The 15,038-nt window shown below is 67.0% G+C and carries 15 protein-coding genes; 10 read left to right on the plus strand and 5 right to left on the minus strand.

What is annotated here, in order from left to right; translation table 11 throughout:
* Positions 1-33: 33 nt before the first annotated feature.
* Complete coding sequence (gene rlmKL, locus ACREPD_RS02860) at positions 34-2,178, minus strand: bifunctional 23S rRNA (guanine(2069)-N(7))-methyltransferase RlmK/23S rRNA (guanine(2445)-N(2))-methyltransferase RlmL (RefSeq protein WP_431597886.1); 2,145 nt, start codon at positions 2,176-2,178, stop codon at positions 34-36.
* A 201-nt stretch (positions 2,179-2,379) separates the two neighbouring features.
* Positions 2,380-2,910, minus strand: a complete 531-nt coding sequence (locus ACREPD_RS02865) for a hypothetical protein (protein ID WP_431597887.1) — start codon at positions 2,908-2,910, stop codon at positions 2,380-2,382.
* Positions 2,911-2,967: 57 nt separating this feature from the next.
* Between ACREPD_RS02865 and ACREPD_RS02870 the strand changes: the two genes are divergently transcribed.
* The gene (locus ACREPD_RS02870; RefSeq protein WP_431597888.1) at positions 2,968-3,537 is read left to right on the plus strand and encodes an N-acetylmuramoyl-L-alanine amidase; all 570 of its coding nucleotides are present in this window, start codon (positions 2,968-2,970) and stop codon (positions 3,535-3,537) included.
* 4 nt (positions 3,538-3,541) lie between these two features.
* On the opposite strand, the gene ACREPD_RS02875 is transcribed toward ACREPD_RS02870, so the two are convergent.
* The 3 genes from ACREPD_RS02875 to ACREPD_RS02885 form a co-directional block, all read right to left on the minus strand.
* The gene (locus ACREPD_RS02875; protein WP_431597889.1) at positions 3,542-4,450 is read right to left on the minus strand and encodes a sulfurtransferase; all 909 of its coding nucleotides are present in this window, start codon (positions 4,448-4,450) and stop codon (positions 3,542-3,544) included.
* Entirely contained in the window at positions 4,447-5,250 is an 804-nt protein-coding gene (locus tag ACREPD_RS02880; protein ID WP_431597890.1) for a CoA pyrophosphatase, read from the minus strand. The genes ACREPD_RS02875 and ACREPD_RS02880 overlap by 4 nt, the downstream gene beginning before the upstream one ends.
* Positions 5,251-5,339: 89 nt before the next feature.
* A complete protein-coding gene (locus ACREPD_RS02885; RefSeq protein ID WP_431597891.1) occupies positions 5,340-6,041 on the minus strand; it encodes an FKBP-type peptidyl-prolyl cis-trans isomerase N-terminal domain-containing protein in 702 nt (233 codons plus the stop codon).
* A gap of 167 nt (positions 6,042-6,208) precedes the next feature.
* Here ACREPD_RS02885 and ACREPD_RS02890 point away from each other — a divergent pair, with 167 nt between their 5' ends.
* The 9 genes from ACREPD_RS02890 to pstB all read left to right on the plus strand — a co-directional run bounded on the left by ACREPD_RS02890 (position 6,209) and on the right by pstB (position 14,997).
* The gene (locus tag ACREPD_RS02890) at positions 6,209-6,991 is read left to right on the plus strand and encodes an enoyl-CoA hydratase/isomerase family protein (protein WP_431597892.1); all 783 of its coding nucleotides are present in this window, start codon (positions 6,209-6,211) and stop codon (positions 6,989-6,991) included.
* A 3-nt stretch (positions 6,992-6,994) separates the two neighbouring features.
* Positions 6,995-7,357 carry a hypothetical protein gene (locus ACREPD_RS02895; RefSeq protein WP_431597893.1) on the plus strand — a complete coding sequence of 121 codons (363 nt, stop codon included), beginning with the start codon at positions 6,995-6,997 and terminating at the stop codon, positions 7,355-7,357.
* A complete protein-coding gene (gene nth / locus ACREPD_RS02900) occupies positions 7,357-8,031 on the plus strand; it encodes an endonuclease III (RefSeq protein WP_431597894.1) in 675 nt (224 codons plus the stop codon). The genes ACREPD_RS02895 and nth overlap by 1 nt, the downstream gene beginning before the upstream one ends.
* Positions 8,032-8,212: 181 nt before the next feature.
* Positions 8,213-9,424 carry an OprO/OprP family phosphate-selective porin gene (locus tag ACREPD_RS02905; protein WP_431597895.1) on the plus strand — a complete coding sequence of 404 codons (1,212 nt, stop codon included), beginning with the start codon at positions 8,213-8,215 and terminating at the stop codon, positions 9,422-9,424.
* Positions 9,425-9,795: 371 nt separating this feature from the next.
* Positions 9,796-10,815 carry a phosphate ABC transporter substrate-binding protein PstS gene (gene pstS, locus ACREPD_RS02910; protein ID WP_431597896.1) on the plus strand — a complete coding sequence of 340 codons (1,020 nt, stop codon included), beginning with the start codon at positions 9,796-9,798 and terminating at the stop codon, positions 10,813-10,815.
* A 288-nt stretch (positions 10,816-11,103) separates the two neighbouring features.
* Positions 11,104-12,195, plus strand: coding sequence for a phosphate ABC transporter substrate-binding protein PstS (pstS, locus tag ACREPD_RS02915; RefSeq protein ID WP_431597897.1), 1,092 nt, complete (start codon positions 11,104-11,106; stop codon positions 12,193-12,195).
* A gap of 108 nt (positions 12,196-12,303) precedes the next feature.
* Positions 12,304-13,272 (plus strand): phosphate ABC transporter permease subunit PstC, encoded by a 969-nt coding sequence (gene pstC, locus ACREPD_RS02920; RefSeq protein ID WP_431597898.1) that lies wholly within the window; start codon positions 12,304-12,306, stop codon positions 13,270-13,272.
* On the plus strand, positions 13,272-14,147 hold the full coding sequence (gene pstA, locus ACREPD_RS02925) for a phosphate ABC transporter permease PstA (RefSeq protein WP_431597899.1): 876 nt from the start codon (positions 13,272-13,274) through the stop codon (positions 14,145-14,147). Before pstC ends, pstA begins: the two co-directional genes overlap by 1 nt.
* A gap of 19 nt (positions 14,148-14,166) precedes the next feature.
* Complete coding sequence (gene pstB / locus ACREPD_RS02930; RefSeq protein WP_431597913.1) at positions 14,167-14,997, plus strand: phosphate ABC transporter ATP-binding protein PstB; 831 nt, start codon at positions 14,167-14,169, stop codon at positions 14,995-14,997.
* The last annotated feature ends 41 nt before the right edge of the window (positions 14,998-15,038 follow it).

A 15,038-nucleotide genomic window follows, 5' to 3' on the forward strand; every position in this document is an offset into this window, starting at 1 on the left:
GGTAGGTGCCGACCGTTGGTCGGCACACATTGATCAGGCGGTGAACCGCCGCAGTTCCCACGCGCGATGGATGCGCGGGTTGCGCTCGAAATCGTCGCCGATGGTGTCGGCGGAGATCTCGCGGCACTGGGCGAACTCCTTGATCGCTTCCTCGTCCAGCTTGAAACGACGGAAGTTGTTCGAGAAATACAACACGCCTTCCGGGCTCAAGCGGGCCACCGCCGCGCGCAGCAGCCGCACGTGTTCGCGCTGCACATCGAAGTCCTCGGCGCGCGCCGAATTGGAGAACGTCGGCGGATCGCAGAAGATCACGTCGAAACGATGCCGTTCCGCCTCCAGCCACGCCAACGCGTCGGCCTGGATCAGCTGGTGCTGGCTGCCGCCCTTGCCGTTCAAGGCCAGGTTGTCGGCACACCACTGCAGGTAGGTACCGGACAGGTCCACACTGGTGGTCGAGGCCGCGCCGGCCACCGCCGCCTGCACGCTGGCCACGCCGGTGTAGCAGAACAGGTTGAGGAAGCGCTTGCCGATCGCCTCCTTGGCCATGTGCCAGCGCAGCGGGCGGTGGTCCAGGAACAGGCCGGTGTCAAGGTAATCGAACAGATTCACCCGCAGCAGCGCATCGTTCTCGCGCACCAGCACGAACTCGCCGCGCTGTTCGAAGCGACCGTACTTGCTGCCGCCCTTGCCACGCTCGCGCGACTTCAGCGCTACCTGCTCGGCCGGCACCTGGAACACCTCGCGCGCGGCCGACAGCAGCTCGTTGCGCCGGCGGCGCACGTCCACGTCCGGAATGGTCGCCGGGGCCGCGTATTCCTGCACATGCAGGAAGGTGCGGCGCGCACCGGCATCCTCTTCGTAGACGTCGATCGCGGCGGCGTACTCGGGAAGATCCGCGTCGTACACGCGGTAGCAGGTGATCGCCTCGCGGGTGCGCCAGTTCTTGAACTTCTTGATGTTCTTGCGCAGCCGGTTGGCCACCATCTGCGCGCCTTCGCTGAGCTCACGCGGCTGGCCGGTGTTCTCGCGCTGCGGCACCGCGATCGGATCGCAGACGATCAGCGCGCACTCGATGGCCCCATTGAACAGCTGGTACTTCTTGCTCGCGCGCAGGCCGGTGGCGAACGCCAGCTCGGCACTGCCGCACAGCAGGCTGGCGCGCCACTGCGGCACCGCGCGCTTGAGCGCATCGCCCAGGCGGCGGTACAGCACCGCGTCCGCGGCGAGGCGTTCGTCATAAGGGGGGTTGCACACCACGCAGCCGGTATCCTGCGGCGGCACCTGCACGTCGGCCACGTCGCGCACACCGAACCAGATCGCCTCGGCGACACCGGCCGTTTCCGCGTTTTCCTTCGCGGCGCGGATCGCATGCGGGTCGATATCGCTGCCGTGGATGACCTGCTTCAGCGCGGCGCGACCGGCCTGCTCGCGGGTGCGCGCCTCGGCCATCATCGTGTTCCAGGCGTCGCGATCGAAGCCCAGCCAGCGGCTCGGCGGAATGCTGCCGTGGCGCTGCAGGCCCGGGGCCACGTCGGCGGCCATCAGCGCGCCTTCGATCAGCAGCGTGCCGCTGCCGCACATCGGGTCGAGCAGGCCACCGCCTTCGGCGTGGATCTTCGGCCAGTTGGCGCGCATCAGCACGGCGGCGGCCAGGTTTTCCTTGAGCGGCGCCTCGTTCTGCGCCATGCGCCAGCCGCGGCGGTGCATCGGGCCACCGCCGAGGTCGATGGAAATCGTGGCCCGGCCCTTGCGCAGGGACAGGTTGATGCGTACGTCGGGGAACTCGGTGTTCACCGACGGCCGTTCCAGGCCCTGCGAACGCAGGCTGTCGACCACGCCGTCCTTGACCCGCTGCGCGGCGAATCGCGCGTGGGTGATCTCGGTACCGGACACATGGGCGTCCACCGACAGGGTCAGCTCCGGGCTGATGTGCTGCTCCCAGGCCATGGACGAAACGCCCTGGTACAGCGAGCCCTCGTCGGGGCAGTCGAATTCGGTCAGCGGCCACAGCACCCGGCTGGCCAGGCGCGACCAGAGCACCACCTTCAGCGCCTGCGGCAGCTCGCCTTCGGCGTTCACGCCGGAGATCGTGGCGGTGGCCTTGTCCAGGCCCAGCGCCAGCAGTTCATCGGCGAGCAGGTACTCCAGGCCCTTGGCGCAGGAAACAAAGAATTTCACGGGATCGGTATCGCAGGTCAGCAAGAGGGGGAGCGCCGGGCGGGCACGGGGATGCGCCCAGCCGTCGGGCCGGGGGTGTCATTGTACGGTAGTGCCGGGTCTCTGCCCGGAAGGTAGCGCCGGGTCTCTGCCCGGCAGGTAACCGGCAGTAGCGCCGGGTCTCTGCCCGGCAGATGAAAAGCCGCGGGGCAGAGCCCCGCTCTACGGCAAGTTCTTCAGCAGGGCCTCGAAGGCCTGGGCCGAGGCGTCCACGTGGTTGTTGAGGCGGTGGCCGTCGTCGACCAGCAGCAGCCGCGCCGAACGGGCCTGCGCCCAGGCGATGACGTCGGCGGCGGGAATCAGTTCGTCGTGCCAGGCGTGGACCACGCTGGTCGGCACCGGCGCGGCGTCCAGCGCGGGCATCGGCCCTATCCGGGTCGGCGGAACCATCAGGAACAGGCCGCGCACCGGGACCTGCAGCGAGGCGATGGCCGAGATGTAGGCGCCCAGGCTGGACCCGGCCAGCACCACCGGGCCGCGCGCGGCGGCAGCGGCGGCGTGTTCCACCAGCCGTTGCAGGCGGGCGCGCACGTCGCCGACGCTGCTGACCTCGCGCAGGGCGTCCAGGTCGGTGTAGTCCGGGCGTTCGTGGGTCCAGCCGAGCCGCTGCGCGACCTCGGCCAGTGCCGTCACCTTGGTGGCGTCCGGACCGCTTTCAAAGCCGTGGGACAGGATGCAATGGCCGCGGCTCATGCCGGCACCGCGTGGGAATCGATGTAAGCGCTCATGGCGGAATGCTAGCATCGCCGCATGCCCGACCGTGCCCTGCCCCGCATCGACCTGCAGCCGCTGCCTTATGTGGCGCAGCTCACGCCGCGCGCGCCGGCGGACGTGGAGCTGGTGGTGATCCACTGCACCGAGCTGCCGGACCTGGCAATGGCGCGCGACTACGGCGAGCGCGTGCTGTACGACAGCGGCAGCGGCAACAGCGGGCACTACTACATCGACCGCGACGGCAGCATCGTGGAATACGTGCCGGTCGAGCGCGTGGCCCACCATGTGAGCGGCTACAACCCACGCTCGATCGGCATCGAGCTGGTCAACACCGGGCGCTACCCGAACTGGCTGGACTCGCGCCACCAGGCGATGGACGAACCGTATCCGGACGCGCAGATCGCCGCACTGATCGATCTGCTGCAGCACCTGTGCGACACCCTGCCGGCGCTGCAACACATCGCCGGCCACGAACAGCTGGACACCCGCGAAGAACCGGCAACCGACGATCCCGAACGCCGCGTCCCGCGTAAACGCGACCCGGGCCCGCTGTTCCCGTGGCCGCGGGTGCTGGCGGCAACGCCATTGAAACCGCTGGTGCCTTGATCCATTACGCGCCCGTTGCCACCGGTCGGCTCGAATCGCTCACCCACCCGCTCCATGAATCGGCATAGATCCGCGCGCCGTGCAGGCCGGCCACTTCCATGGCCAACAGCAGATGGCAGGCGGTCACGCCCGAGCCGCACATCAGCACCACCTGCTGCGGATCCTGCGTGCCGATCAGCGGCAGCAACGCCGCCTGCAGGTCTGCCGCCGGGCGCAGGCGTCCATCGGCCACGTTCAATCCAAACGGCCGGTTGACCGCCCCGGGTACATGTCCGGCCACCGGATCCAGCGGCTCGACCTCGCCACGGAAGCGCTCGCCGGCACGCGCGTCCAGCAGCCAGCCCGGCGCATGCTTCAGGCGCGCGGCGATTTCCTCCACCGACGCGACCTGCGTCGTGTCGAAACGCCCCGGATAGGCCGGCGCCGGGGCCACTTCCGGCACCGCCGTGGTCAACGGCAGGCCGGCCGCCTGCCAGGCGGCGACGCCGCCATCGAGCACCGCCACCCGCGTGTGTCCGATCAACCGCAGCAGCCACCACGCACGCGCGGCCGCCATGCTGCCGTCGCCGCCGTCGTAGACCACCACCTGCGTTTCCGGGCCGATGCCCCAACGCCCCAGCGTGGCGGCAAAGGCATCGCTGTCGGGCAACGGGTGGCGCCCGTGGCCCACCACCGTCATGTCGGCCAGGTCGCGGTTCACGTCGGCGCGCAGCGCGCCGGGCAGATGTCCCTGGGCGTACGCCTGCGCGCCCGCCTGCGGGTCGGCCAGCGAAAAGCGCGCGTCGAGCACACGCGGCGCCGCGCTGGCGGTGGCACGCGCATCGAGCAGGCGCGGCGCGCCCGGTTCGAGGGCAGCGGCGAGCGTGACCACGTCGACAAGCGTGGTCCAGCCAGGGGAAGGAGACGTAGTCATTCGAGCTGCTCCAGGCGGCGTCGCAGGTTGTAGAGAATGGCGGCGGTGGCGCCCCAGATGCGCTGGCCGGGCCAGCCGTATTCGAGCACATGGCGGATGCGGCCGCGATGGTCGATCTCGACCTGGTGCAGGTTGGCCGGGTCCATCAGGTACGCCAGTGGCACTTCGAATACTTCGGCGACCTCATCGGGCTGCGCCACGGGCACGAACGCGGGATCGATCACCGCCACCACCGGCATCACCCGGTAACCGGTGATGGTCACGAACGGGTCCAGGTAACCCAGGGCCTGTGCGCGTTCCGGAGGCAGCGCGATTTCCTCCTGGCTTTCGCGCAGCGCGGCGGCGACCGCATCGCGGTCGTCGGCTTCGGTACGCCCGCCCGGAAAGCCGACCTGGCCGCCATGCTGGCGCAGGGTTTCGGTGCGTCGGGTCAGGATCACCTGCGCGCCACCGGGCCGCGGCACGATGCCGGCCAGCACCGCGGCCTCCACCGGCGGGCCAGGCGGCAGCAGGTCGATCAGCTCGCTGCGGTTCCAGCCATCGCCTGCGGGTGGGGCATCCAGTGGATGCAGCGCGCGCAGCAGCCGCTCGTGGTCGGCCAGCGTGCCACGCAGCGATTGCCGCAGTTGTTCGCGCAGGGGCAAGGTGTGCTGCATGACGTCGCGTTGCTGCTGGCGGCTCATGGCACCCCAGCCCGCGATTTCGTCAATGGTGCGCAGGCAACCCGTACACACCCCCGCACGATCGAGCGCGCAGATGCCGATGCAGGGCGTGGGTATCGCATGCATTGAGTCTTCCATGGAATGCACCGGGCAACAGTAGCGCGAAACGCGGGTACAAAAAAACGCGCCGACGTTTCCATCGGCGCGTTTGGTGTTTCAGGCGTTTCTTATTTGACGCTGACCAGCTTGATTTCAAACTGCACGGCCACGTTCGGCGGGAACGGGGTGCGCGGGTCGGCACCGTACGCCTGTTCCGGCGGCAGGGTGACTTCCCACTTCGAGCCAGCCGGCATCTGCAGCAGGACTTCGCGCATGGCCTTCATCTCGACTTCGCTGACCTTGATGGCCGGAATCTGCTGCGCCGGGCGTGCTTCGGTCGGACGGGTGCCGAACGGGAACGGACCGGCCACTTCAAGCTGCACGGTGCTGGCCTGGGTCGGCTTGGCACCCTTGCCTGCTTCGACGATGCGGTACTGCACGCCGCTCGGCAGTGCCTGCACGCCGGCCTTGGCCTTGTTGGCGGTCAGGAAGGCGGTGCTCTTGGTCTTGTTTTCGGCGGCAGCCTTTTCGTACTCGGCCTTGGCGGCCTGGGCACGAGCCTGCTCACGCTTCTGGAAGGCTTCGACGGCCGGCTTCAACTGGTCGGCGGTGATCGCCGGCTGCTTCTTGGCGTAGGCATCCTGCAGGCCCTTCACCACCGAGTTGATGTCCAGCTGCTCGCCGCGACCGGTAAGCTCCGCCAGGTTGTTGCCGTAGTCGTAACCGAAGTAATAGCTCAGCTTGCCCTTTTCGGACGAAGTGTCCTGGGCGAAGGCATTGCCCGTCAGGGCCAGGGCCGCGACAGCGACCGCGATAGAACGCAACTTCATCAAACGTTTCTCCAGGGGTGGTAACTCAGGACGCATTGGGCCGCCCTGAGGCGACGGGTTAGGATAGCCGCCGCAACGTTGAACCGCCACTAACGACGCAGGCTATGACCTGTCTTTGTTTCAAAGGTTCAATATCACTTTTTTTTAACGTTTCCGAGGAGCACGCCGTGGCCGACGCCCCCCTTGCCATTATCGACGACGGCGCCGTCCGCTGGATCAGCGTCAACCGCCCGGACAAGCTCAATGCCCTCAACCAGGCCACGCTGCAGGCCCTGGACGCCGCATTCGAGGCGGCGGACCTGGATCAGCAGGTGCGCGTGGTGGTGCTCACCGGGGCGGGCCCGAAGGCCTTCGTGGCCGGTGCCGACATTGCCGAAATGAACGGCCTGACCCCGGTTCAGGGACGCGATTTCTCCCTGCTCGGCCAGCGATTGATGCGCCGCATCGAACGACTGCGCAAACCGGTGATCGCGCGGATCAATGGATTTGCCCTTGGCGGGGGCCTGGAACTGGCCATGGCCTGCCATCTGCGGGTGGCCGCCGACACCGCGAAAGTGGGCCAACCCGAGATCAACCTGGGGCTGATGCCGGGCTTCGGCGGCAGCCAGCGGCTGCTGCGCCTCTGCGGTCGCGCCGCCACCCTGGAGCTGTGCCTGCTGGGCACGCCGATCAGCGCGCAGCGCGCCCTGCAACTGGGGATCGTCAACGAGGTGGTGGCCGCCGAACAGCTGGACGCACGCGTGGGCGAACTCGCCGCGCAGTTGGCGCGCTCCGCCCCACTCGCACTGCGCGGCATTCTGGACGCGGTGCATGTCGGCGGCGAATGCGCGCTCGGCGAAGGGCTGGAATACGAGAGCGTGCAGTTCGGCCTGATGTTCGCCACCGAGGACATGCGCGAAGGCACATCGGCGTTCCTGGCGCGGCGCCCGCCGGTGTTCCAGAACCGCTGAGCCATGTCGCACACCGAAACGCCCCTGCCCGCCCGGCTGCTGATGCTGGTGCTGGATGACGACCTGGATGCCGCGCTGGCCGCCGGCCTGATGGACTACGCGCCGTCGCCGGTCGACACGCACCTGCTGCCGGACCACCCGGAACTGCCCGCGCGCCTGCTGCAGGCCCAGCAACAGGTGCAGCGCGCCTGGGATGCGCGCACGCGCTACCGCCAGCGCGCGCAACGGCTCGCCCGCCGTGCGGCCGAACGTGACGCACGGCGCGCGCCGCCCGCCCCTACCCCCGAACAGAAACCGGCCTTGCCGCCTGCCGCCGCCGCGATTCTTGCGCGCGCCAAGGCCAAGGCCGCCGGAAAGCTGCCCTGATGCCCATTGCTGCAAAAGCCGCCCCGCGCAGTACGCGCATGCCCAAGGCCGACGTCGTCGAGATGTTCACCCGGCTGCGCGAGCTCAATCCACATCCGAAGACGGAACTGGAATACAGCTCGCCGTTCGAACTGCTGGTGGCCGTCGCGTTGTCCGCACAGGCTACCGATGTCGGGGTCAACAAGGCCACGCGCAAGCTGTTTCCGGTTGCCAATACGCCGCAGGCGATCCTGGCATTGGGCGAAGACGGACTGAAGAAATACATCGCCACCATCGGGCTGTTCAACGCGAAGGCGAAGAACGTGATCGCCGCGTGCAGGCTGCTGATCGAGCAGCACGGCGGCGAAGTGCCGCGCGACCGCGCCGCGCTGGAGGCCCTGCCCGGGGTCGGCCGCAAGACCGCCAACGTAGTGCTCAACACCGCCTTCGGCGAACCGGTGATGGCAGTGGACACCCACATCTTCCGGGTCGCCAACCGCACCGGCCTGGCGCCGGGCAAGGACGTGCGCGCGGTCGAGGACCTGCTGGTCAAGGTGATCCCGGCCGAGTTCCTGCTGGACGCGCACCACTGGCTGATCCTTCACGGGCGCTACGTGTGCAAGGCGCGCAAGCCGGACTGCCCGCAATGCGTGATCCGCGACCTGTGCCGTTTCAGGCAGAAAACCGCCGCCTGAGCCCCGGCGGCGACTGCCATCTGGGCGCAACCGGGCAGTCATCTGTTTCAGGCATTTTTGGCAACCCCAGCAATGGCCTGCGTGGGGGCCGGGGCCGCTTTGTCCGAAACTGTCATATTTACGCAATCTTCACTTATTAGCCTGCGCAGCATCTTCCCACCTGCCTGCAAGGCTCCTTTCCATGAAACTGCATCGCCAACTCCTCACTGCGGCCGTGGCTGCTGCGCTGTTCGTGCCGGCCGCTCACGCTGAAGTGGCCATCGACGTGATCGGCGGCTCGGAGATCACGTTCGAAGGCCTGGTCCAGGCCGACGGCAACTGGTTCGACAACGATGTGACCGACCTCAACGGCGGCGACGCCGGCAACGGCAAGAACAGCGAGTTCGAGCTGCGCCGCGCCGAGCTGGTGCTCAAGGGCAAGGGCCCGGGCAACGTGGAATGGGTGGTCGGCTACGACGCCAAGGCCGACAAGTTCCTGGACACCAACGTCAAGTACAAGCTGGCCGGCGACGCCAACCACTTCGTGCAGCTGGGCCAGTTCAAGCAGCCCAACAGCCTGGAAGAGCTGTCCAGCACCAAGAACAACGACTTCATCTCCAAGGCGGCGGTCACCAACACCTACGCCGTGGCCCGCCGCCTCGGTGGCGCCTACAGCTACGGCGACAACAACTGGTCGGTCACCGCCAGCGCCTTCGGCCGCGAGCTGACCCGCAACCTGGCCCACGGCAGCGGCTACGGCGCGCGTGGTACCTGGGCGCCGATCAACGAGAAGGGCCAGGTCCTGCACTTCGGCCTGAGCTACGTCGACTACGACACCGACGCCGACACCCTGCGCGTGCGCGCCCGTCCGAATGCCGACCTCGCCACCGCGCGTCTGGTCGACAGCGGCAACCTGACCGATACCGACCGCCTCAGCACGATCGGCGCCGAAGCGATGTACATCACCGGCCCGTTCAAGGCCCAGGGTGAGTATTACAGCAGCAAGGCCAAGCGTTACGCGCACGACAACTACAAGAGCGACGGCTACTACGTCAGCGGCCTGTGGAACATCACCGGCGAGAGCTGGGGCTACAAGAGCGGCGTGCCGACCACCGGCCTGCCGGACGCGCCGGCCAGTGGCATGTGGCAGCTGGGCGCACGCTACGACTCGATGAACCTGGATGACGGCAACCTGCTGGCCAACCCGGTCGCCGGTCGTCCGCCGATCGTGGACGGCGTGCTGGGCGGCAAGATGGATATCTGGACCGTCGGCGTGAACTACTACTGGCGCTCCAACACCAAGTTCGCGCTGAACTACGTGATGGTGGACAGCAAGAAGTACAGCTCGGCCACCCGTTCGTTCGTCAATGACGACCCGAACATCCTGGAAGCGCGCCTGCAGTTCTTCTGGTAAGTCTCGCGGTAAATGTGTGATGGAGGGGCGCAGCTTGGGCTGCGCCCCTTTTTTGTTTTTGTTTTCCTGCGTCACCGGACGTTGAACCGTTCACGGCAGTCGTCTTGCGACCGACCCTACCGGGCCCGTTTCCGTTCGATGTCATGTGTCACCGACGCATCCGGCCTGTAGCGCCACGCCCTGCGTGGCTGGAACACGCCGGGCATGCATGCCAAACGAACGGCGGTAGAGCCACGCCATGCGTGGCTGGAACCGCCAACCAGGCGTGTCACGTTTGCGTCATATGACAGACGCTGCGCTGTCATCAATTCGTTATGCAATGAGCACCGGGCGGGAAACCCCGCACCACCATCCATCCCAGGAGCCACCCCGTGATCCACGCCTTCAAGTCGCGCGCCGCCGTTGCCGTTCTCGCCGCGTCGTCCGTGTTCGCCGCCAATGCCGCCGATGTGACCGGCGCGGGCGCCTCGTTCATCTACCCGGTCATGTCCAAGTGGTCGGCCGACTACAGCACCGCGACCGGCAAGAAGGTCAACTACCAGTCCATCGGTTCCGGTGGCGGTATCGCGCAGATCAAAGCCGCGACCGTTGATTTCGGTTCGTCCGATGCCCCGCTGAAGCCGGAAGAGCTGGCCGCCGCAGGCCTGGCCCAGTTCCCGTCGGTGATCGGCGGCGTGGTGCCGGTGATCAACGTGGCCGGCGTCGCCCCGGGCGCGCTGAAGCTGGATGGCCCGACCCTGGCCAACATCTTCCTGGGCAAGATCAAGACCTGGAACGACCCGGCGATCGCCGCGCTGAACCCGGGCGTGAAGCTGCCCGACGGCAAGATCACCGTCGTGCACCGCTCCGACGGTTCGGGCACCACCTTCAACTTCGTCAACTACCTCTCCAAGGTCAACCCGGAGTGGAAGAGCAAGGTCGGCGAAGGCACCTCGGTCCAGTGGCCGGTCGGCATTGGCGGCAAGGGCAATGAAGGCGTTGCCGCGTACGTGAAGCAGATCAAGGGCGGCATCGGCTACGTCGAACTGTCCTATGCCCTGCAGAACAAGATGTCCTACGCCGCGATGAAGAATGCATCGGGCAAGGTCGTGCTGCCGAGCGACGAGACCTTCGCCGCTGCCGCTGCCAGCGCCGACTGGGCCAACGCCAAGGACTTCTACCTGGTCATGACCAACGCCCCGGGCGCCAACGCGTGGCCGATCACCGCGACCAACTTCATCCTGGTCCGCAAGCAGCCCAAGAGCGTGGCCAACGCCAAGGCCACCCAGGAGTTCTTCCGCTGGATCTACAAGAGCGGCGACGCCCAGGCCAAGCAGCTCGACTACGTGCCGCTGCCGGACGACCTGGTCAAGCAGATCGAGACCTACTGGTCGCAGAACCTGAAGTACTGATTGAAGGGGGTCACGACCAACGGTCGTGACCTACCCGGTAGGTATCGACCGTTGGTCGATACGCACAGGCAACGGTGTCGCCAAGTCCTCTCTCCCCTTGGCGGCACCAGCGGCGCGGATCGAAAGGTCCGCGCTTTTTTTTTGGACGCGCGTCGCCCCCCGCCAACCCTTGCCCTGCGGGCCTTTCCTGTGCCCCCGGTCACGACGTCATCAAGCTGTAACAAAAACATCATTTCATAGCAGCGTCAGCCGGCGAGCCCGGCCCCCTATCCCGCTACGGAGTGACGCATGAAACTGCAGACCGCCGGCTTTGCCGCCCTTTCCCTTGCCATCGCGCTGGGCCTGTCCGCCTGCAAGCCGGCCGCCGAAGGCCAGGCCACCGCCCCGGCCGCCGGCGCCCCCGCCGCTGCCCCGGCCGCCGGCGACAAGCTGACCGCCGAGATCTCCGGCGCCGGTGCGTCCTTCATCTTCCCGCTGGTGTCCAAGTGGTCGGCCGACTACAACACCGCCACTGGCGCCAAGATCAACTACCAGTCGATTGGCTCTGGCGGCGGCATCGCGCAGATCAAGGCCGGCACCGTTGATTTCGGTTCCTCCGACAAGCCGCTGAGCAGCGAAGAACTGGCCCAGGCCGGTCTTGGCCAGTTCCCGTCCGCCATCGGCGGCGTGGTCCCGGTGGTGAACATCGACGGCCTGGAAGCCGGCAAGCTGCGCCTGAGCGGCCCGCTGCTGGCCGACATCTTCCTGGGCAAGGTCAAGACCTGGAACGACCCGGCGATCGTGGCCGCCAACCCGGGCGTCAAGCTGCCCGACGGCAAGATCACCCTCGTCCACCGTTCGGACGGCTCGGGCACCACCTTCAACTTCTCCAACTACCTGTCCAAGGTCAGCCCGGACTGGAAGAGCAAGGTCGGCGAAGGCACCTCCGTGCAGTGGCCGGACGGCGTGGGCGGCAAGGGCAACGAAGGCGTCGCCTCGTACGTGAAGCAGATCAAGGGCTCGATCGGCTACGTCGAACTGGCCTACGCCCTGCAGAACGGCATGCCGTACGCCTCCATGCAGAATGCCGCCGGCAACTGGGTGCAGCCGACCGCCGAGACCTTCGCCGCCGCAGCCGCCAGCGCCGACTGGGCCAGCGCGAAGGACTTCAACCTGGTCATCACCAACGCCCCGGGCGACCAGGCGTGGCCGATCACCGCCACCAACTTCATGCTCATGCACAAGCAGCCCAAGGATGCCCAGCGCAGCAAGGACACCCTGGCCTTCTTCAAGTGGGCGTTCGAAAACGGCCAGGCCCAGGCCAACGAACTGCACTACGTGCCGCTGCCGGCGGACCTGGTGAAGCAGATCGAAGGCTACTGGACTGCTGAATTCAAATAATCGCCCTCGGGCCCGCTCCGCGCGGGCCCGACAGGTCGTAGCGCCGGGCTCTGCCCGGCGATGTCGGTCCCCACGTCACACCACACCTCACGGGCCCCAGCCTTTCCCATGAATGCCATTGCCCAGTCTGCACCCGCACCGTCCCTCCGCGACCTGCGTGATGCCCGCAACGACAAACTGTTCCGATGGGTGCTGATCGCCACCGTCGTCCTGGTGCTGATCGCGCTGGCCTGCGCCGCGCTGTCGATGCTGTGGGGCGGTCGCCACGCCCTGCAGGAGCAGGGCCTGAGCTTCTTCTATTCCTCCGACTGGAATCCGGTCGAGAACAAATTCGGTGCGCTCGCACCGATCTACGGCACCCTGGTTACCGCGCTCATCGCGATGGTCATCGCGGTGCCGGTGAGCTTTGGTATCGCCTTCTTCCTCACCGAAGTGGCGCCGCGCTGGATGCGTGGCCCGGTCGGTACCGCCATCGAACTGCTGGCCGGCATCCCGTCGATCATCTACGGCATGTGGGGCCTGTTCGTGCTGGTGCCGGTGATGACCGAATATGTCACCCCGTTCCTCAATGACCACCTCGGCACGATGCCGGTGATCGGCATCTTCTTCCAGGGCCCGCCGCTGGGCATCGGCGTGCTCACCGCCGGCTTCGTGCTGGCGATCATGGTCATCCCGTTCATCTCCTCGGTGATGCGCGAAGTGTTCCTGACCGTGCCGACCCGCCTGAAGGAATCGGCCTACGCGCTGGGCTCCACCAAGTGGGAAGTGAGCTGGGACATCGTGCTGCCCTACACCCGCTCCGCGGTGATCGGCGGCATCTTCCTCGGCCTGGGCCGCGCCCTCGGCGAGACCATGGCCGTGGCCTTCGTGATCGGCAACAGCGTGCGCTTGTCGCCCTCGCTGCTGGAGCCGGGCACCACCATCGCCGCGCTGATCGCCAACGACTTCGGTGAAGCCACCGAGACCTACCGTTCGGCCCTGCTGCTGCTCGGCTTCGTCCTCTTCATCGTGACCTTCGTCGTGCTGGCCATTGCCCGCCTCATGCTGATGCGCCTGTCCCGCAAGGAGGGCAACTGATGTCCACTGTCGCTCATTCCGCCGCGCAGCCGCTGTACCTGCGCCGCCGCATCGTCAACATCGTCGCGCTGCTGCTGTCGTGCCTCACCGCGCTGTTCGGGCTGTTCTTCCTGGGCTGGATCCTGTTCACGCTGGCCTCCAAGGGCCTGGCCGGGATCAACCTGGACCTGTTCACCAAGATGACCCCCCCGCCCATGCAGGAAGGCGGCCTGGCCAATGCCTTCTTCGGCAGCGCGGTGATGTGTGCGCTGGCCATCGCCATCGGCACGCCACTCGGCGTGCTGGCCGGCACCTGGCTGGCCGAGTACGGCAACGCCCGCAAGGCCGGCACCGTGGTGCGGTTCGTCAATGACATCCTGCTCTCGGCACCGTCGATCGTGCTGGGCCTGTTCGTCTACACCCTGTACGTGATGCAGACCGGCGGGCAGTTCTCGGCCTTCGCCGGTGCCCTGTCGCTGGCCTTCATCGTGCTGCCGGTGGTGGTGCGCACCACCGACGAGATGCTGCGCCTGGTGCCTTCGCAGATGCGTGAGGCCGCGCTGTCGCTGGGCATCCCGCAGTGGAAGGTCACCGTGCAGGTGCTGTACCGCAGCGCCGCCGCCGGCATCGTCACCGGCATCCTGCTCGCCCTGGCGCGCATCTCCGGCGAGACCGCCCCGCTGCTGTTCACGGCCTTCGGCAACCAGTACTGGAACAGCAACGTGTTCCAGCCGATGGCCAGCGTGCCGGTGGTGATGAACCAGTTCGCCGGCAGCCCGTATGAATCCTGGCAGGTGCTGGCCTGGGCCGGCGCGCTGGTGCTGACCGTGTTCGTGTTGCTGGTCAGCCTCTCCGCGCGCGGCATCCTGCTGCGCAACCGTATCTCCCATGACTGACCTTTCCACGGACATCGCCATGAACGATCTTTCCAACGCCGTGCCGATGCAGCGCATCGCGGTTCCCGCCTCGCATGAAAACCTGCACAGCCCGGCGCCGGTCAAACTGGCGGCGCGCGGCCTGGACTTCTACTACGACAAGTTCCATGCGCTGAAGAACATCAGCCTGGAAGTGCCGGAGAAGCGCGTGACCGCGCTGATCGGCCCGTCCGGCTGCGGCAAGTCCACGCTGCTGCGCATCTTCAACCGCATCTACGCGCTGTACCCCAAGCTGGAAGCGCGCGGCGAGGTGCTGCTGGACGGCGAGAACATTCTGTCGCCCAAGTACCCGATGAACCGCCTGCGCAGCAAGGTCGGCATGGTGTTCCAGAAGCCGGTGCCGTTCCCGATGACCATCTTCGAGAACGTGGCCTACGGCATCCGCCACCACGAGAAGCTCTCCAAGTCGGACATGAACGACCGCGTGGAGCACGCCCTGCGCCAGGGCGCGCTGTGGGACGAAGTGAAGGACAAGCTCAACCAGAGCGCGCTGGGCCTGTCCGGCGGCCAGCAGCAGCGTCTGTGCATCGCCCGTGCCGTGGCGCTGCGCCCGGACGTGCTGCTGCTCGATGAGCCGACCTCGGCGCTGGATCCGATTTCCACCAGCCGCATCGAACAGCTGGTCGAAGAGCTCAAGCACGATTACACCATCGTGATCGTCACCCACAACATGCAACAGGCCGCGCGCGTGTCCGACTACACCGCCTTCATGTACCTGGGCGACCTGATCGAACACGACCGCACCGAAGTGATCTTCTCGCAGCCGAACAAGCAGCAGACCGAGGATTACATCACCGGGCGGTTTGGTTAAGAGCCTTCTTCTCCACATTATCCAGCCGGGCATGGCCCGGC

Source organism: Stenotrophomonas sp., from assembly GCF_050737075.1.
GTDB lineage: Bacteria > Pseudomonadota > Gammaproteobacteria > Xanthomonadales > Xanthomonadaceae > Stenotrophomonas.

Bases quoted from the DNA above. Each gene is read 5' to 3' on its own strand.
- ACREPD_RS02865 (WP_431597887.1), bottom strand. From the start codon at position 2,910: ATGAGCCGCGGCCATTGCATCCTGTCCCACGGCTTTGAAAGCGGTCCG.
- ACREPD_RS02870 (WP_431597888.1), top strand. From the start codon at position 2,968: ATGCCCGACCGTGCCCTGCCCCGCATCGACCTGCAGCCGCTGCCTTAT.
- ACREPD_RS02875 (WP_431597889.1), bottom strand. From the start codon at position 4,450: ATGACTACGTCTCCTTCCCCTGGCTGGACCACGCTTGTCGACGTGGTC.
- ACREPD_RS02880 (WP_431597890.1), bottom strand. From the start codon at position 5,250: ATGGAAGACTCAATGCATGCGATACCCACGCCCTGCATCGGCATCTGC.
- ACREPD_RS02885 (WP_431597891.1), bottom strand. From the start codon at position 6,041: ATGAAGTTGCGTTCTATCGCGGTCGCTGTCGCGGCCCTGGCCCTGACG.
- ACREPD_RS02895 (WP_431597893.1), top strand. From the start codon at position 6,995: ATGTCGCACACCGAAACGCCCCTGCCCGCCCGGCTGCTGATGCTGGTG.
- nth (WP_431597894.1), top strand. From the start codon at position 7,357: ATGCCCATTGCTGCAAAAGCCGCCCCGCGCAGTACGCGCATGCCCAAG.
- ACREPD_RS02905 (WP_431597895.1), top strand. From the start codon at position 8,213: ATGAAACTGCATCGCCAACTCCTCACTGCGGCCGTGGCTGCTGCGCTG.
- pstS (WP_431597897.1), top strand. From the start codon at position 11,104: ATGAAACTGCAGACCGCCGGCTTTGCCGCCCTTTCCCTTGCCATCGCG.
- pstC (WP_431597898.1), top strand. From the start codon at position 12,304: ATGAATGCCATTGCCCAGTCTGCACCCGCACCGTCCCTCCGCGACCTG.
- pstA (WP_431597899.1), top strand. From the start codon at position 13,272: ATGTCCACTGTCGCTCATTCCGCCGCGCAGCCGCTGTACCTGCGCCGC.
- pstB (WP_431597913.1), top strand. From the start codon at position 14,167: ATGAACGATCTTTCCAACGCCGTGCCGATGCAGCGCATCGCGGTTCCC.